This is a genomic window from Enterobacter sp. DTU_2021_1002640_1_SI_PRY_ASU_LCPMC_013 (assembly GCF_032389435.1).
GTDB classification, from domain to species: Bacteria; Pseudomonadota; Gammaproteobacteria; order Enterobacterales; family Enterobacteriaceae; genus Enterobacter; species Enterobacter hormaechei_C.
Map to the genome: position 1 here is coordinate 3601855 of NZ_CP135594.1, position 17043 is coordinate 3618897.

13 protein-coding genes are annotated in these 17043 nt (G+C 57.0%); 3 read left to right on the forward strand and 10 right to left on the reverse strand.

All coding sequences use genetic code 11. From position 1 onward, the window contains the following. Positions 1-171: 171 nt before the first annotated feature. Positions 172-594, forward strand: a complete 423-nt coding sequence (locus tag RS584_RS17165) for a DoxX family protein (RefSeq protein ID WP_032649105.1) — start codon at positions 172-174, stop codon at positions 592-594. A 53-nt stretch (positions 595-647) separates the two neighbouring features. Here RS584_RS17165 and glyA read toward each other — a convergent pair whose 3' ends face one another. Beyond that, positions 648-1901 carry a serine hydroxymethyltransferase gene (gene glyA, locus RS584_RS17170; RefSeq protein ID WP_003860678.1) on the reverse strand — a complete coding sequence of 418 codons (1254 nt, stop codon included), beginning with the start codon at positions 1899-1901 and terminating at the stop codon, positions 648-650. Between the two features lie 304 nt (positions 1902-2205). Here glyA and hmpA point away from each other — a divergent pair, with 304 nt between their 5' ends. Further along, complete coding sequence (hmpA, locus tag RS584_RS17175; protein ID WP_315748374.1) at positions 2206-3396, forward strand: NO-inducible flavohemoprotein; 1191 nt, start codon at positions 2206-2208, stop codon at positions 3394-3396. A gap of 76 nt (positions 3397-3472) precedes the next feature. Here the strand turns inward: hmpA and glnB are convergent, their stop codons facing one another. From glnB to purL, 5 genes are all read right to left on the reverse strand, one after another. After that, positions 3473-3811: a nitrogen regulatory protein P-II gene (gene glnB / locus RS584_RS17180; protein WP_003860685.1), complete on the reverse strand. Its 339-nt coding sequence runs from the start codon at positions 3809-3811 to the stop codon at positions 3473-3475. 80 nt (positions 3812-3891) lie between these two features. After that, the gene (glrR, locus tag RS584_RS17185) at positions 3892-5229 is read right to left on the reverse strand and encodes a two-component system response regulator GlrR (protein ID WP_015572150.1); all 1338 of its coding nucleotides are present in this window, start codon (positions 5227-5229) and stop codon (positions 3892-3894) included. Further along, positions 5226-5978: a two-component system QseEF-associated lipoprotein QseG gene (gene qseG / locus RS584_RS17190; protein WP_315748375.1), complete on the reverse strand. Its 753-nt coding sequence runs from the start codon at positions 5976-5978 to the stop codon at positions 5226-5228. The genes glrR and qseG overlap by 4 nt, the downstream gene beginning before the upstream one ends. Continuing rightward, positions 5975-7408 carry a two component system sensor histidine kinase QseE/GlrK gene (gene qseE / locus RS584_RS17195; protein WP_003860691.1) on the reverse strand — a complete coding sequence of 478 codons (1434 nt, stop codon included), beginning with the start codon at positions 7406-7408 and terminating at the stop codon, positions 5975-5977. Before qseE ends, qseG begins: the two co-directional genes overlap by 4 nt. A 532-nt stretch (positions 7409-7940) precedes the next feature. Then, on the reverse strand, positions 7941-11828 hold the full coding sequence (purL, locus tag RS584_RS17200; protein ID WP_315748376.1) for a phosphoribosylformylglycinamidine synthase: 3888 nt from the start codon (positions 11826-11828) through the stop codon (positions 7941-7943). A 267-nt stretch (positions 11829-12095) separates the two neighbouring features. Between purL and mltF the strand changes: the two genes are divergently transcribed. Next, positions 12096-13646, forward strand: coding sequence for a membrane-bound lytic murein transglycosylase MltF (gene mltF / locus RS584_RS17205; RefSeq protein WP_058700746.1), 1551 nt, complete (start codon positions 12096-12098; stop codon positions 13644-13646). Here the strand turns inward: mltF and tadA are convergent. The 4 genes from tadA to murQ are packed head-to-tail and all read right to left on the reverse strand — an operon-like array spanning position 13534 to position 17007. Then, on the reverse strand, positions 13534-14073 hold the full coding sequence (gene tadA, locus RS584_RS17210) for a tRNA adenosine(34) deaminase TadA (RefSeq protein WP_022649032.1): 540 nt from the start codon (positions 14071-14073) through the stop codon (positions 13534-13536). The two genes, mltF and tadA, sit on opposite strands and share 113 nt — an antisense overlap. A 24-nt stretch (positions 14074-14097) precedes the next feature. Beyond that, the gene (gene yfhb, locus RS584_RS17215; protein WP_017383550.1) at positions 14098-14733 is read right to left on the reverse strand and encodes a phosphatidylglycerophosphatase C; all 636 of its coding nucleotides are present in this window, start codon (positions 14731-14733) and stop codon (positions 14098-14100) included. A 3-nt stretch (positions 14734-14736) separates the two neighbouring features. Further along, the gene (locus RS584_RS17220; protein WP_315748377.1) at positions 14737-16101 is read right to left on the reverse strand and encodes a PTS transporter subunit EIIC; all 1365 of its coding nucleotides are present in this window, start codon (positions 16099-16101) and stop codon (positions 14737-14739) included. A 9-nt stretch (positions 16102-16110) separates the two neighbouring features. Continuing rightward, positions 16111-17007, reverse strand: a complete 897-nt coding sequence (gene murQ, locus RS584_RS17225) for an N-acetylmuramic acid 6-phosphate etherase (RefSeq protein WP_015572145.1) — start codon at positions 17005-17007, stop codon at positions 16111-16113. Positions 17008-17043 lie beyond the last annotated feature (36 nt).

Consider the following 17043-nt stretch of genomic DNA (forward strand, 5'->3'; position numbering starts at 1 on the left):
AATCCCTCCCGAAATGGAGGCGATAGTCTGGCGTTAATTCCTGACTTTAGCAAGTCGTTAGCGCGCTATAAATTAACGATAAATTAACATCATGGACAGCCGGTCGGCGTATGGCGAGAGCGGCAAAATTGTATTACGTTTAAAGAACATCGCCTGAAGAGGTCGTTTGCCATGAACAGCTTACGTTATTTCGATTTCGGCTCCTCTCGTTCTTTCCTGCTTTTAATTGCCCGCATTGCTATTGTGGTCCTGTTTATTATTTTCGGTTATCCCAAGCTGACGGGGTTTAGCGGCACCGTTCAGTATATGACGTCGCTCGGCGCCCCCATGCCCATGCTGGCCGCCATTGTTGCGGTGGTGATGGAAGTCCCCGCCGCGATTCTGATTGTGCTGGGCTTTTTCACCCGCCCCCTCGCGGTGATCTTTGTCTTCTATACGCTGGGAACAGCGGTGATTGGTCACCACTACTGGGATATGACGGGCGATGCGGTTCTGCCAAATATGATTAACTTCTACAAAAATGTGAGTATCGCTGGCGGCTTTATTTTACTGGCGATTACCGGGCCGGGGGCCATCTCCCTCGACCGACGTTAGCCCATAAAAAAAGGCCGCATGAGCGGCCTTTTTCAGTTCTGCGACGCAGAGAATTATGCGTACACTGGGAAGCGTGCGCAGATGTCCAGAACTTTACCTTTAACGCGCTCGATAACCGCGTCGTCATTGATGTTGTCCAGAACATCACACATCCAGCCCGCCAGCTCTTTCACTTCCGCTTCTTTGAAGCCACGGCGAGTCACTGCCGGAGAACCGATACGGATACCGGAGGTCACGAACGGGCTCTTCGGATCGTTTGGCACGCTGTTTTTGTTGACGGTAATGTTGGCGCGGCCGAGGGCTGCGTCAGCTTCTTTACCGGTCAGGTTCTTATCAACCAGGTCCAGCAGGAACAGGTGGTTTTCAGTCCCGCCAGAGACCACTTTGTAGCCACGGTTCAGGAACACTTCCACCATCGCTTTGGCGTTTTTAGCAACCTGCTGCTGATAAACCTTGAACTCTGGCTCCATCGCTTCTTTCAGCGCGACGGCTTTCGCGGCGATAACGTGCATCAGCGGGCCGCCCTGGGCGCTTGGGAACACGGCGGAGTTCAGCTTTTTGTACAGCTCTTCGTCACCGCCTTTCGCCAGGATCAGGCCACCGCGTGGACCCGCCAGGGTTTTGTGGGTGGTGGTGGTCACAACGTGCGCATGTGGAACCGGGTTCGGATAAACGCCTGCCGCAATCAGACCGGCAACGTGCGCCATGTCGACGAACAGGTACGCGCCGATGCTGTCAGCGATTTCACGCATTTTTGCCCAGTCAACGATGCCGGAGTAAGCAGAGAAACCACCGATGATCATCTTCGGCTTGTGCTCTTTGGCCTGCTTCGCCATGTCTTCGTAGTCAATTTTACCGGACTCATCAATACCGTAAGGGATGATGTTGTACAGTTTGCCAGAGAAGTTAACCGGGGAGCCGTGAGTCAGGTGGCCGCCCTGCGCCAGGTTCATACCCAGAACGGTATCGCCCGGCTGCAACAGCGCGGTGTAAACAGCGAAGTTAGCCTGAGAGCCAGAGTGCGGCTGGACGTTCGCGTAGTCAGCGCCAAAGAGTTCTTTCGCACGGTCAATCGCCAGCTGCTCAACGATATCAACGTATTCGCAACCGCCGTAGTAGCGCTTGCCCGGATAACCTTCAGCATATTTGTTGGTCAGCTGAGAACCCTGCGCCTGCATCACGCGCGGGCTGGTGTAGTTTTCGGAGGCGATCAGTTCGATGTGCTCTTCCTGACGTACTTTTTCCTGCTCCATAGCCTGCCACAGTTCGGCATCATAATCGGCAATGTTCATTTCACGCTTTAACATCCGCATCTCCTGACTCAGCTAACAAGTAAATTTTTGGCCTGAAAAGGCAGTCCTGTTGGACGACGGGCAACAGTATAACTGAATAGTTCTGCGATAACAGGTCTTGACAAACGAATTTACGCAAACGTTTACCTCCACGCCACGCAAGGGTTTGAGCAATAAAGCTCTCGCCATTTTCAACGGATTTCTTTTCAGCTTTGTGATGCATATTTTTCACGATGCAAAGAACCATTTACATTGCAGGGGTATTTTTATAAGATGCATATAAAATACATCATTAAAGTAACATCAGAAGGAAGCTGCTATGCTCGACGCCCAAACCATCGCTACCGTGAAAGCCACAATCCCCCTGCTGGTTGAAACGGGTCCTAAACTGACCGCCCATTTCTACGATCGCATGTTCGCGCATAACCCGGAGCTCAAAGAGATTTTCAACATGAGCAACCAGCGTAACGGCGATCAGCGCGAAGCGCTGTTTAACGCTATTGCCGCCTATGCCAGCAACATCGAAAACCTGCCGGCTCTGCTGCCTGCGGTGGAAAAAATCGCGCAGAAGCACACCAGCTTCCAGATCAAACCTGAGCAGTACAACATCGTCGGCCGTCACCTGCTGGCAACACTGGACGAAATGTTCAGCCCGGGCCAGGAAGTACTGGATGCCTGGGGTAAGGCCTATGGCGTACTGGCAAACGTATTCATCAACCGTGAAGCGCAGATCTACAGTGAAAACGCCAGCAAGAATGGCGGCTGGGAAGGCACGCGCGCCTTCCGCATCGTTGAGAAAACCCAGCGCAGCGCACTGATCACCAGCTTTGAGTTTGAGCCAGTGGACGGTCAGCCGGTTGCCGATTACCAGCCGGGCCAGTATCTGGGCGTCTGGCTGAAGCCTGAAGGCTTCCCGCACCAGGAGATTCGCCAGTACTCCCTGACCCGCAAGCCAGACGGCAAAGGCTATCGCATTGCGGTTAAACGTGAGGAAGGCGGTCAGGTATCCAACTGGCTGCATAACGAAGCCAGCGTGGGCGACGTGGTCCATCTGGCGGCACCGGCGGGCGATTTCTTTATGGCCGTTGAAACGAATACCCCGGTGACGCTGATCTCCGCAGGCGTAGGTCAGACGCCAATGCTGGCGATGCTGGATACGCTGGCGAAAGCAAACCACAGCGCGCAGGTTAACTGGTTCCACGCGGCAGAGAACGGTGATGTGCACGCCTTTGCGGATGAAGTCAAAGCGCTTGGAGCGACCCTGCCGCGTTTCACCGCGCATACCTGGTATCGCCTGCCGACGGAGGCAGACCGCGCAGCGACTCGTTTCGACAGCGAAGGCCTGATGAATTTAGGGCAGCATGAAGGGGCGTTCAGCGCACCGGGGATGCAGTTCTACGTTTGTGGGCCAGTAGCGTTTATGCAGTATGCCGCGAAGCAGCTGGTAGAGCTGGGCGTGAATAAAGACAACATTCATTACGAATGTTTCGGCCCGCATAAAGTGCTGTAATGCAAAAAGCCCCTCAACGAGGGGCTTTTTTTTCGCCGGGTGGCGGCTGCGCCTTACCCGGCCTACCAAATCTTTTTTAAATCGCCGCGTCGTCTTCTTCGCCAGTACGGATACGGATCACGCGCGCCACGTCAAAGACGAAGATTTTCCCGTCGCCAATTTTACCGGTCTGCGCCGTGCGGATGATGGTATCCACACAGGTATCGACGATATCATCGCTCACCACGATCTCGATTTTCACTTTCGGCAGAAAGTCCACCATGTACTCTGCGCCACGGTATAGCTCGGTGTGGCCCTTCTGACGACCAAAACCTTTCACTTCAGTTACGGTCATCCCGGTGATGCCTACTTCTGCCAGCGCTTCACGTACATCATCCAGTTTGAAAGGTTTAATAATCGCATCAATCTTTTTCATGGTGGGTCCTTAAACTCTTGCCAGTAAGCAGCCTCGTAATCGGTTGCTCACAGTATCATATTCAGGCGAATTTTGCGGTATTACTCTTTAAAATCGTTCGCTTCCAGCTCGTGGCGTGAGAGCAATTTATAAAACTCGGTACGGTTACGCCCGGCCATGCGCGCCGCGTGGGTCACGTTGCCTTTGGTGATTTGCAGCAGCTTACGCAGATAGTTCAGCTCGAACTGGTTTCGCGCTTCCGCAAACGTCGGTAAGGCCGTGTTTTCCCCCTCGAGCGCCTGCTCCACCAGCGCATCGCTGATCACCGGTGATGACGTCAGCGCCACGCACTGCTCAATCACGTTCACCAGCTGGCGTACGTTGCCCGGCCAGCTTGCGGTCATCAGGCGTTTCATCGCATCGGTGGAGAACGCGCGCACAAATGGTTTGTGGCGGTCAGCGGCCTGGCGCAAAAGGTGATTTGCCAGCAGCGGGATATCTTCCGCACGCTCGGCCAGCGCCGGGATTTTCAGGTTGACGACATTCAGTCGATAGTAAAGATCTTCACGGAACTCGTTGCGCGCCATCACCTTGGGTAAATCGCGATGGGTAGCGGAAATAATACGCACGTTGATATCGATATCGCGGTTGCTGCCAAGCGGACGCACTTTTCGCTCCTGCAACACGCGCAGCAGTTTGACCTGCAACGGCGCGGGCATATCGCCAATTTCATCAAGAAACAGCGTGCCCCCCTCAGCCGCCTGGAACAGCCCTTCACGGCTGCTCACCGCGCCGGTAAAGGCGCCGCGGGCATGGCCGAAGAGCTCAGACTCAAGCAGTTGTTCCGGCAGCGCGCCACAGTTGATGGCAATAAAGGCATTTTTACTGCGCGGGCTGGCGTTGTGGATCGCCTGGGCCAGGATCTCTTTCCCGGTCCCGCTCTGGCCGTTGATCAGCACGCTAACGTCGGATTGCGCCACCATCCGCGCCTGTTCCAGCAGGCGCAGCATCACAGGGCTACGCGTCACGATGGATTCACGCCAGGCGTCGTCGCCGGATGGCGCCGCATGCTCAAGGGCGCTGTCGATTGCTTTATAGAGGGCGTCTTTATCCACTGGTTTGGTGAGGAAGCTGAATACCCCCTGCTGCGTCGCGGCCACCGCATCAGGAATAGATCCGTGAGCGGTGAGGATAATCACCGGCATCCCGGGCTGCTGCTTCTGGATCTCCGTGAACAGTTGCAGGCCATCCATTTCATCCATGCGCAAATCACTGATCACCAGATCGATTTTCTCGCGGCTGAGCACTTTCAGCCCCTCCTGCCCGCTTTCAGCGGTGACCACGCTGTAGCCTTCGCTGACCAGACGCATCCCCAGCAGCTTTAACAGCCCGGGATCGTCGTCCACCAGTAACAGATGGGCAGGTTTACGGCTTGTCATGGCTTCACATCCTCTTGTTTCGGCGTCTCACTGTCTGGCGTCGTGCCAGAGTTGCCTTTCGACCCATCGGGCAGATAGCTGCCTGCCGGCTTACGCGTCGAGAGCTGTCTTTCGATATCGGTCAGATTTTCGAGCTTGCGGGTGGTGGTTTCCAGCTGCTCGCGCAGCGACTCCTGCTGCTGGCGAAGCGCATCAAGCTCGCTGTCGCTCGACTGCTGCAATTTACTGTAGCGGAAACGCTCTTCAGACAGCTGTAATTGCAGGGTTTGTCCATCCCGCCAGAGCTGATAGACCGGGCGAACCTGCGGGGGAATATTGATCACGTAAGTATCCAGCCGCGTCACGTTGGCGCGGCGTTCGACAGGCGTGATTCTGGCATCCGCCATCACGATCCCACGTTTAAACGCGTCCTGCCAGGTATCGTCCACCAGCATCGCCGCCTGGGCACGGGCCTCGGCGGGCGCCAGCCGCTGGGCGCAGTCTATTCCGCGCAGCCAGAACAGCGGATTGGATTCAACATCACGCCCCGACAGGTTCCAGATATCATCGCAACGTGTTGAAAGGAAATCGGCCAGCTGTTTTTGCGGCCATTTATCTTCCTGTTTGTGGCTAATTGCACTTTTCGGCGCATGGGTTACACAGCCGGCCAGCAGTAAGCAGGGCAGGCTCAGGCGCACATTTTTGCTGGAAAACACCGCGCGCAGTGCGCGGTAAAAGACGTGTGACATACTCACCAGGTTGTTATTCATTTCATTGATTTTTCCGGCTCAAGAGGCAGTTCGATACGAAAACAGACATCGGCGCGTTCATCACTCACGATGTTAAGCTCACCCTGCATGCGTCGTATGCAGTCGCGGGCAATACTCAGCCCCAGACCACTTCCTTTTACCGCACCTTTTCGCTGATGACTCCCCTGGAAGAAGGGCTCAAAGATCATCGTTTTTTCATCATCCGGAATCGGGCTTCCCGTATTCGCTACGTCAATAAATACCCGCGAACCGTTGTTATTGCTTCTGATATAAATGGTACCGGATTCAGTACCATAGTGCACCGCATTGGAATAAAGATTATCCAGTACGCTCATTAACAGCATCGGCTCTGCCAGGCAGGAAGGCGCATTGAGATCCACCTGGGTATGCATCATTTTAGCTCTTGCTGGCAGGCTATGGGCGGAGATCACCATGTCCACCAACGGTTCAATCTCAACGCTTTCAAGCACCACAGCACCATCCGCCAGCTTGCGGTTATAGTCCAGCAGTTGTTCAATAAGTTTTTGTAAATTGCGGCTACTGGCATCCAGAATCGCCACGATCTCTTTTTGCTCAGGGGTTAACGGCCCCGCTACTTCGTCTGCCAGCAGCTCCGTGCCTTCACGCATACTGGCCAGCGGTGTTTTGAGTTCGTGTGAGATATGGCGCAGGAACTGATGACGCTGCGATTCCAGCCACGCCAGGCGTTCAGAAAGCCAGATGATACGCTGACCGACCGAGCGCAGCTCGCGCGGGCCTTTAAAAACAACCGTATCCCCGAGAGATTTGCCCTCCCCCAGGCGGTTAATCATCCGCTGGATCCCCTTTACGGGGCCGATGATCATGCGGGTAAAGAGCAGTACCAGCCCAAGGCTGACGAGGAACAGCACCAGCGCCTGCCAGCCGAAGAACTGGCCGCGCTCGGCAATCTCCTGCTGGAGTTGCTGCCCACGGGAAAAGATAACCGTACGGGTGGACTGCACCATCTCCGTATTGGCGTTCGCGAAGGCTTCAAGTCGGGCGGCCGCGGCGGCATCAGGACCGCTGTTTTTGCACTGGAGCTGCGCCAGATCGTTCAGATCCTGACGCAGCGCCTGATAGAGTTTGTCATCCGGCAAGACCCCGGCATGGGCATCCAGCATTTCGCTGTAGCGTTTACGCTGGTTCTGATAGACCCTCTCCAGCGTGCGGTCGTCCAGCACGCAGTACTGGCGATAGCTACGCTCCATCTCCAGCGCGGCGTTGGTCATTGCCTCGCTACGGCGGGCATCAATAAGCGTGGTGCGGTTAGTCAGGGCCGCCTGGGCACTTAACGCATTCAGGCTTTGCCATGCCTGCCACGCCAGAACCAGCAAAGGTAGCAGGATCAGCAGGAAGGCCATCATAACGAGCTGTCGCAGGGAGCGAGGGAAAGCGGGCCAGCGTTTCAACACATTACTCTCATCATCCGGGTTTGAGGAGAGCGTAACTGAGTCTGCCCTTCAGATACAACAAAGCCGGGTAAAAACCCGGCTTTGTCATGGAATAAGGCGGTGCCTAACTCGACGTTTCGCCCTGGCCTGATAAAGCATTGCAATAATCAGTAGTTGGACGGCAGGCACCTTTTTGTGCGTCATTCGAAGTTTATGTAGCACGTCCCGAAGGGGCTGACATAAGAAGGTGAATGAGCCACTGGTTACTATTATGCAACGCGCGTGCCAGAATGCAAAAATTGATACTATCCTTATGATTAATAATCGTTTTATTATTAAAATGCATCGATTGTGAGGTGAATGATTTCCAGGCTAAGTGTCGCTATTAAGCAACACCTTAACGGGAACCCGTCCTGACATAGATAAATCAATAAGTTAAATGTCTCTTATTGGAGACACTTAACCCAGAGGATTGTCGCGATTTTGCGACAGAGACAAAAAAGCCCGGTGGCGCTCACGCTTACCGGGCCTACAGTCAGGGCGTTGAAACTTAACCCAGTTGTTTACGCGCGTTGCGGAAAATGCGCATCCACGGGCTGTCCTCGCCCCAGTTTTCCGGGTGCCAGGAGTTGCTCACGGTACGGAAGACACGCTCCGGGTGCGGCATCATGATCGTCACCCGACCGCTTTCGCTGGTGACGGCGGTAATGCCATTTGCCGAACCGTTCGGGTTAGCCGGATAGGTTTCGGTGACCTTGCCGAAGTTATCAACAAAGCGCAGCGCCACCAGTCCTTTGCTTTCAAGCTGAGCCAGGTGCGCCGCATCACGCACTTCAACCTGACCTTCACCGTGCGAAACCGCGATTGGCATCTGTGAACCGACCATTCCCTGCAACAGCAGAGACGGGCTTTGGGTCACTTCTACCAGGCTGAAGCGCGCTTCGAAGCGGTCAGACTGGTTACGCACAAAGCGCGGCCAGGCTTCGCTGCCCGGGATCAGCTCGCGCAGGTTAGACATCATCTGACAGCCGTTACACACGCCCAGCGCCAGCGTCTGCGGGCGGTGGAAGAAGGTTTCGAACTCGTCACGCACGCGGCTGTTGAACAGAATAGACTTCGCCCAGCCTTCGCCCGCGCCCAGCACGTCACCGTAGGAGAACCCCCCGCAGGCGACCAGCGCCTGGAAATCATCCAGCCCGGTACGCCCGGCCAGCAGGTCGCTCATGTGGACGTCGATGGCGTCAAAGCCCGCCCGGTGGAAGGCCGCCGCCATCTCAACGTGGGAGTTAACGCCCTGCTCGCGCAGCACGGCTACTTTCGGACGCGCACCGGTCGCAATGTACGGCGCGGCAATGTCTTCGTTAATGTCGAAGCTGAGCTTCACGTTCAGGCCAGGATCGTTGTCGTTCGCCTTCGCGTTGTGTTCCTGATCGGCGCATTCCGGATTGTCACGCAGGCGCTGCATCTGCCAGGTGGTTTCCGCCCACCACATACGCAGCGTGGTGCGGCTTTCGCTGAACACCGCGTGGCCGTCGGCTTCAATCACGAAGCGGTCGCCCTGCACCGCTTTACCGAGATAGTGTACGCAGTCTGCCAGACCGTGCTGCGCCAGAATCGCTTCCACCGCGTCGCGATCTGCGCCGCGTACCTGAATGACCGCGCCAAGCTCTTCGTTAAACAGCGCCGCCAGGCGGTCTTCGCCAAGCGTTGCAATGTTTGCTTCAACGCCGCAGTGACCGGTGAAGGCCATCTCTGCCAGCGTCACCAGCAGGCCACCATCGGAACGGTCGTGGTAGGCCAGCAGCTTACGCTGCGCCACCAGCGCCTGGATGGCATCGTAGAAGCCTTTCAGCTGGGCAACGTCGCGCACGTCGGCCGGCTTGTCGCCGAGCTGGCGATAAACCTGCGCCAGCGCGGTGGCGCCCAGCGCGTTGTGGCCTTTACCCAGGTCAATCAGCAGCAGGGCATTATCTTCGGTCGAAAGCTGCGGCGTAACGGTGTGACGCACATCTTCCACGCGGGCAAATGCGGTGATCACCAGCGACAGCGGAGAGGTCATCTCGCGCTGCTCGTTACCTTCCTGCCAGCGGGTTTTCATCGACATGGAGTCTTTACCCACCGGAATGGTCAGGCCGAGCGCAGGACACAGCTCTTCACCCACCGCTTTCACCGCTTCGTACAGGCCGGCATCTTCGCCCGGGTGACCGGCAGCGGCCATCCAGTTCGCGGAGAGCTTAATACGTTTGATATTGCCAATCTGCGTCGCGGCGATGTTGGTCAGCGCTTCACCGACCGCCAGACGGGCAGAAGCGGCGAAGTCCAGCAGCGCCACTGGCGTGCGTTCGCCCAGGGCCATCGCTTCGCCGTAGTAGCTGTCGAGGCTCGCGGTGGTCACGGCGCAGTTAGCGACCGGGATCTGCCACGGGCCGACCATCTGATCGCGCGACACCATACCGGTCACGGTACGGTCGCCGATGGTGACCAGGAAGGTTTTCTCTGCCACCGCCGGGAGGTGCAGTACGCGGTTCACCGCGTCAGCAATGGTAATATCCTGGCGATCCAGCGCTTTGCCCGCCGCTTTGCGAGTCTGCACGTCGCGGGTCATCTTCGGCGTTTTGCCGAGCAGCACGTCCAGCGGCAGATCGATCGGCTGGTTGTCAAAATGGGTGTCGCTTAAGGAAAGGTGCTGCTCTTCGGTCGCTTCACCGATGACCGCATACGGCGCGCGCTCGCGGCGGCACAGCTCGTCAAACAGCGGCAGCTGATCGGCGGCAACCGCCAGCACGTAGCGCTCCTGGGATTCGTTACACCAGATTTCCAGCGGGCTCATACCCGGCTCATCGCTCAGGATATCGCGCAGGTTGAAGCGTCCGCCGCGACCGCCGTCGCTCACCAGTTCAGGCATAGCGTTGGACAGGCCGCCCGCACCCACGTCGTGGATGAACAGAATCGGGTTGGCATCGCCCAGCTGCCAGCAGCGGTCGATCACTTCCTGACAACGGCGCTCCATTTCCGGGTTGTCGCGCTGCACGGATGCGAAGTCGAGATCCGCATCAGACTGGCCGGAAGCCATAGACGAGGCTGCCCCGCCGCCCAGACCGATGTTCATTGCCGGGCCGCCGAGCACGATCAGCTTCGCGCCGACGACGATCTCGCCTTTCTGCACATGATCGGCGCGAATGTTGCCGATCCCGCCCGCCAGCATGATCGGTTTGTGGTAGCCGCGCAGCTCTTCGCCGTTGTGGCTGTCCACTTTCTCTTCGTAGGTACGGAAGTAACCGTTCAGCGCCGGACGACCAAATTCGTTGTTGAACGCCGCGCCGCCCAGCGGGCCTTCGGTCATGATATCCAGCGCGGTGACAATGCGCTCTGGCTTGCCGAAGTCTTCTTCCCACGGCTGCTCAAAGCCCGGAATACGCAGGTTGGAAACGGAGAAACCGACCAGACCCGCTTTTGGTTTCGCGCCGCGACCGGTCGCACCTTCGTCACGGATTTCACCGCCGGAGCCGGTCGCTGCACCCGGCCACGGGGAGATCGCCGTCGGGTGGTTGTGGGTTTCCACTTTCATCAGGATATGCGCAGGCTCCTGATGGAAGTCATAGCGCCCTGCTTCGCGATCGGCGAAGAAGCGGCCCACCTCGGAACCTTCCATCACCGCGGCGTTGTCTTTATAGGCAGACAGCACGTGATCAGGGGTTTGCTCCATGGTGTTTTTGATCATTTTGAACAGCGACTTCGGCTGCTGTTCGCCGTCGATAATCCAGTCGGCGTTGAAAATCTTGTGGCGGCAGTGCTCGGAGTTGGCCTGCGCGAACATATACAGTTCGATGTCGTTCGGGTTGCGATTCAGCTTAACGAATGCATCCTGAAGGTAGTCGATTTCATCTTCTGCGAGCGCCAGGCCGAGACGCTGGTTGGCGTCAATGAGCGCCTGACGCCCCTGCCCCAGCAGATCCACGCTCTGTACCGGCGCAGGCTGATGGTGGGAGAACAGTTTCTGCGCATCATCCAGAGAGTCAAACACGCTCTCCATCATGCGGTCGTGCAGCTCTGCGGCAACCACCTGCCACTGCGCGTCGCTCAGGGTTGACGCTTCCACATAGTACGCCACGCCGCGCTCCAGACGGTTAATCTGGTTCAGGCCGCAGTTGTGAGCGATGTCGGTGGCTTTGGAAGACCAGGGGGAGATGGTGCCAGGGCGTGGCGTGGCGAGGATTAATTTGCCGGTCGGCGTATGGCTGCTCAGGCTTGGGCCATATTTAAGCAGGCGTTCCAGCTGTACGCGCTCCTCTGCATTCAGAGGGGCATTCAGGTCAGCAAAATGGACATACTCAGCGTAAATATTGCTTACCGGAAGGTCGGCCGCCTGAAAACGTGCCAGCAGTTTGTTAATACGGAAGGCAGACAGTGCAGGCGAACCACGCAGAATTTCCATCATAAGTCTCTCGTCTTCGAAGCGCCGGGGCGCTTACAGTGTGCGCAAGGGGGGAAAACGGGCGTCATTATAGAGAATCCTGAGCGCCGACGAAACCGTTTGCGTCGAAATAAAATCATCCTTTATGTTTAACAATAGATGTGACCTGTCTCTCTAATTGGTTGCCAACTGGCGCTACTTTGCGCAAAATGCCGCTCAATCAATGGCAAACTCTACTCTTAACATGACTACAGCACACTGAGGCAACCGGCGTCGCAGAGAATTAACTAATTGAAAAAATTAAAGATTAATTATCTGCTCATCGGCATTGTTACGTTGCTGCTGGCAGTGGCCCTCTGGCCGTCTATCCCCTGGTTCGGCAAGGCCGAAAACCGTATCGCCGCCATTCAGGAGCGGGGGGAGTTGCGCGTCAGTACCCTCTCCTCCCCGCTTATTTACGACGATATCAACGGTAAAACTATCGGTCTTGATTACGAACTGGCACAGCTGTTTGCGGACTATCTGGGCGTGAAGCTGAAAGTTACCGTGCGGCAGAACATCAACCAGCTGTTTGATGATTTGGACCATGACCGTGCCGATATTCTCGCCGCAGGTCTGGTGTACAACAGCGAACGCAGCAAAAACTATCAGCCGGGCCCGACCTATTACTCCGTGTCGCAGCAGGTGGTTTATCGTGTGGGTAGCCTGCGCCCACGCTCACTGGCCGACATCACCGACCAGCAATTGACCATTGCGCCAGGCCATGTGGTGATTGACGATCTGCGGGCGTTGAAAGAGAAAAAATACCCTGACCTCAGCTGGACGGTCGATCCTAAACTCGGCACGACCGAATTGCTGGAGCAGGTAAAAGATAAAAAACTGGCCTATACCATTGCTGATTCGGTGGCGATCAGCCTTTTCCAGCGCGTTCATCCTGAAATCGCCGTGGCGCTGGATGTGACCGACGAACAGCCGGTGACCTGGTTTACCCAGCTGGATGACGATCAAACCGTCTCTGCGGCTATGCTCGATTTCTTTAATTCCATCAATGAAGACGGCACCCTGGCGCGCCTGGAGGAGAAATATCTCGGTCACGGGGACGATTTTGATTACGTTGACACCCGCACCTTCCTGCGCGCGGTGGACAGCGTGCTGCCGGACCTGCAACCGCTGTTTGAGAAGTACGCCGAGGAGATTGACTGGAAGCTGCTGGCGGCAATTTCCTACCAGGAATCGCACTGGGATGCTCAGGCTACCTCCCCCACGGGCGTGCGCGGGTTGATGATGCTGACCAAAAATACCGCCCAGAGCCTCGGCATCAGCGACCGGACCGATGCGGAACAGAGCATCAGCGGCGGCGCGCAGTATTTACAGGATATGATGGCGAAAGTGCCGGAGACGGTCCCGGAAGGGGAGCGTATCTGGTTTGCGCTGGCCGCCTATAACATGGGTTATGCGCACATGCTCGACGCGCGGGCGCTGACGGCGAAAACCAAAGGTAACCCGGACAGCTGGTCAGATGTAAAACAACGCCTGCCGCTGCTTAGCCAGAAACAGTGGTACCAGAAGCTGACGTACGGCTATGCGCGCGGGCATGAAGCGTATGCCTACGTGGAAAATATTCGTAAGTATCAGATAAGCCTGGTGGGGTATCTGCTGGAGAAAGAAAAAGAGGCGGCCGAGGCGCAACAGCTGGCTGAAAGCTATCCGGTGGTCGCACCGGACGAGCTTAATCATCCTGCGGTTTCAATTCTGCCTTTTGTTGCTTTTTCTGCTGCCGACGCATTCGAAAAAAGTCACTTAACAGACCCGAACATTCTGGTGCAAGTACCCCGCCGATAGTTTTCACCTGGTGGTTCATCCCCGGATGCCCAAGTACGTCCATCAGTGAACCAGCAGCGCCCGTCTTTTCATCCCGCGCGCCAAACACCAGCGTACCGATTCGGCTGTGCACCATCGCCCCGGAGCACATTACGCACGGCTCAAGGGTGACATACAGGGTGGTATCAAGCAGACGATAGTTTTGCAGCACCAGTCCGCCCTGACGCAGCGCCATAATTTCAGCATGCGCGGTAGGATCGTGACGGCCAATCGGACGGTTCCACCCTTCCCCAATCACCTGATTGTTATGGACCAGAACCGCGCCCACGGGCACTTCGCCCTCTTCCCAGGCGCGCTGAGCCAGCGCCAGCGCATGGCGCATCCAGTATTCATGATTGTGTTCAGGGTTGGACAAGGGCTGATACTCCAGTCGAAAAGCGGGCGGCATTATACACAGCCGGTACAGATAAGACTATTCGAGTTGCTGAAGTTCGCCCAGAGGCGTGACGCGCCAGCGATGCTGGCAAAAATAGAGCAGCGGGTTGTCCTGCTTGCTGTCGCTGTAGCCGCTGTACAGACGCAGCGGCGTACCGATGCGTTTCTCCAGCTGCACTACTTTTTCATGTCCGAGGCAGCGCATAGTCAGCACCCAGCCGCCGTAGCCGCGCGCGATTTGTGTCGCGATAAGATTCACGCGCGGCAGCCAGGGCGTATCAAAATAGACATGCTCCACCAGCGTCTGCGGGGAGCCGGTAATCAGCCAGATATCGGCATCGTTGGCGTCGAGATAGCTGGTCAGGCGCGCCTGTACCACGGGAAACGCGGCGACGTGCCCGCGAAACCAGTGCGCAAAATCCTGTTCGAGCTGCTTAAGGCGCGCTTCGCTATGACCAAACGTGCATCCCCAGAGCAGCAGGCTCATCGGCCAGCGCGCTGCACGGCCTTTTACCAGCAGCGCGATGCCAATAACGGGTAACAGGGGTAATACCAGCAACGCGTTAAGGGGCTGGCGCCGCAGCAGGTAGCGCATAAAGGTGCCGAACATATCCTGCTGATGCAGCGTTCCATCCAGATCAAAAAAGACAACGCGACGCTCGTGACTGGCCAAACCTTACTCCTCTGGGTCGTTGAATCCTAACAGCCAGGTAAACAGGAACCCGGCGATCACCGCTACCAGATAGCCTAACAGATAGAGCATCACTTTTCCGGTTACGATGGTTAATGCCAGCGGTAAACCGGAGATCCCGAAGGTAATGACGGTCGCCACTTTCCAGTAGCTGATTAACGCCCCGCCCACCGCGCCACCGAGACAGGCGGCCAGGAACGGCTTACCCAGCGGCAAGGTCACGCCGAAAATCAGCGGCTCGCCGATACCGAGTAACCCGACCGGCAGCGCCCCTTTAATAACCTTTTTCAGACGCGCGTTGCGGGTTTTCATCAGCACCGCGATGGCCGCGCCGACCTGCCCAACGCCCGCCATCGACAGGATCGGCAGCAGTGCGTTATAGCCGTGCGCCTGTACCAGTTCGACATGGATCGGCACCAGCCCCTGATGCAGACCGGTCAGCACTAACGGCAGGAAGGTCCCGGACAGCACGGCCCCCACCAGCAGCCCGCCGCGATCGATCGCCAGAGACGCGCCGTGGGCGATGGCTTCAGAGATCGCGCCGCCTAACGGTTGCAGCGCCACAATCGCCACGCTCCCGGTAATCAATGTGGTCAGCAGCGGGTTGAGGATCAGTTCAATCGAGCCGGGCAGCACCGCGCGCAGCTTTTTCTCGATCCAGCACATCAGAATGACCACCAGCAGCACGGCAATCACCCCACCGCGGCCTGGCTGAAGCGCCTCGCCAAACAGCGTAATCTGCGCCAGCTGCGGGCTGGAGAGGATACCCGCCATTACGCCGCCCATCGCCAGCGAGCCGCCGAACACTTTGGCCGTGTTTACCCCCACCAGAATGTTCATGATGGCAAACACCGCGCTGCCGAAAATCGCCAGAATACCCAGCAGGTTCGGATACTGGGTGGCGAAATTCCCGACAATATCCGGACGCTTGAGGATATTGATTATCCCGGTGATCAGCCCCGATGCGATAAACGCCGGGATCAGAGGAATAAAGACGTTTGCCAGCTGGCGCAGCGCATCGCTCATGGGGGCTTTGTATTTGGCTTTCGCCTGCGCTTTGGTGCGTTCCGCGTCGTCAAAGGCGGGAGCCGTTTCACTGCCCGTCATCAGGGCGCGCATGGCATCAACCACCTGCGCCGCTTTGCCCGGACCGACAATCAGCTGGTGCTGTTGCCCCTGTTTAACGTACCCGCTCACGCCGGGGAGCTGCTTTAGGCGCGTTAAATCAAGCTTTTCGTCGTTGTGCACCTCGACGCGTACACGCGTCATGCAGTTTTCCAGACGCTGAATATTTTTTTCCCCACCGATCCCAAGCAGGATGTCGCTGGCGAGCGCTGCTGTTTTGTCCATACACGCCTCTTATTGGTGTTCTAATGCCGCCCGTAAAAACCCGTGATGGGCTTCGAGCCTGGCTCTGGCCGCGGCTGCATCCAGCCCGGTTAATATCATCAGAATGGCGGGTTTAACGTCGTAATCGGTCTGTTTGAGTACCGCTTCCGCCTCTTCCCGACCTGCCCCTGTCGCCTCTATCACCATGCGGCAGGCTCTGTCCACCAGCTTGACGTTGGTGGCCTGCATATCCACCATCAGGTTTTGGTAGACCTTACCAAATTTCACCATCGCGCCGGTGGAGATCATATTGAGCACCAGCTTCTGCGCGGTTCCCGATTTCAGGCGCGTGGAGCCGGTGAGCGCTTCCGGCCCGACGACCGGAGAGATGGCAATGGCGGCCACCTGCGCAATCGGCGAACCCGGGTTACAAGAGATGGCCACCGTGGTACATCCCGTCTGTCTGGCGTATTCCAGCCCACCAATGACGTACGGCGTACGACCAGAAGCCGCCAGCCCGACGACCAGATCCTGCGCGGTCAGGTTCAGCGCCCTGAGATCGTCTTCCCCAAGCTGTTTATTGTCTTCTGCCCCTTCCACCGCTTTCAGCAGCGCGCCGGGGCCACCGGCAATCAGGCCAACGACCAGACCGTGCGGAACGCCAAAGGTCGGGGGACATTCTGAGGCATCCAGCACACCGAGGCGCCCACTGGTACCCGCCCCCATGTAAATAATGCGTCCTCCTGCTTTCAGAGCGTCGGCAGCGGCGTCTACGGCTTTCGCCACCTCGGGCAATGTCTCTTTGACTGCCAGCGCGACGAGGGTATCCTGTTGATTAAAGCGGTTTACCAGCTCCAGCGTGGACAGTGCATCAAGATCCATGGTTTGCGGGTTACGCGTTTCAGAAACAAGAGAGCCTAGATTCATGTTATTTACCTCTGGAATTTTTAATTCATAATAAAC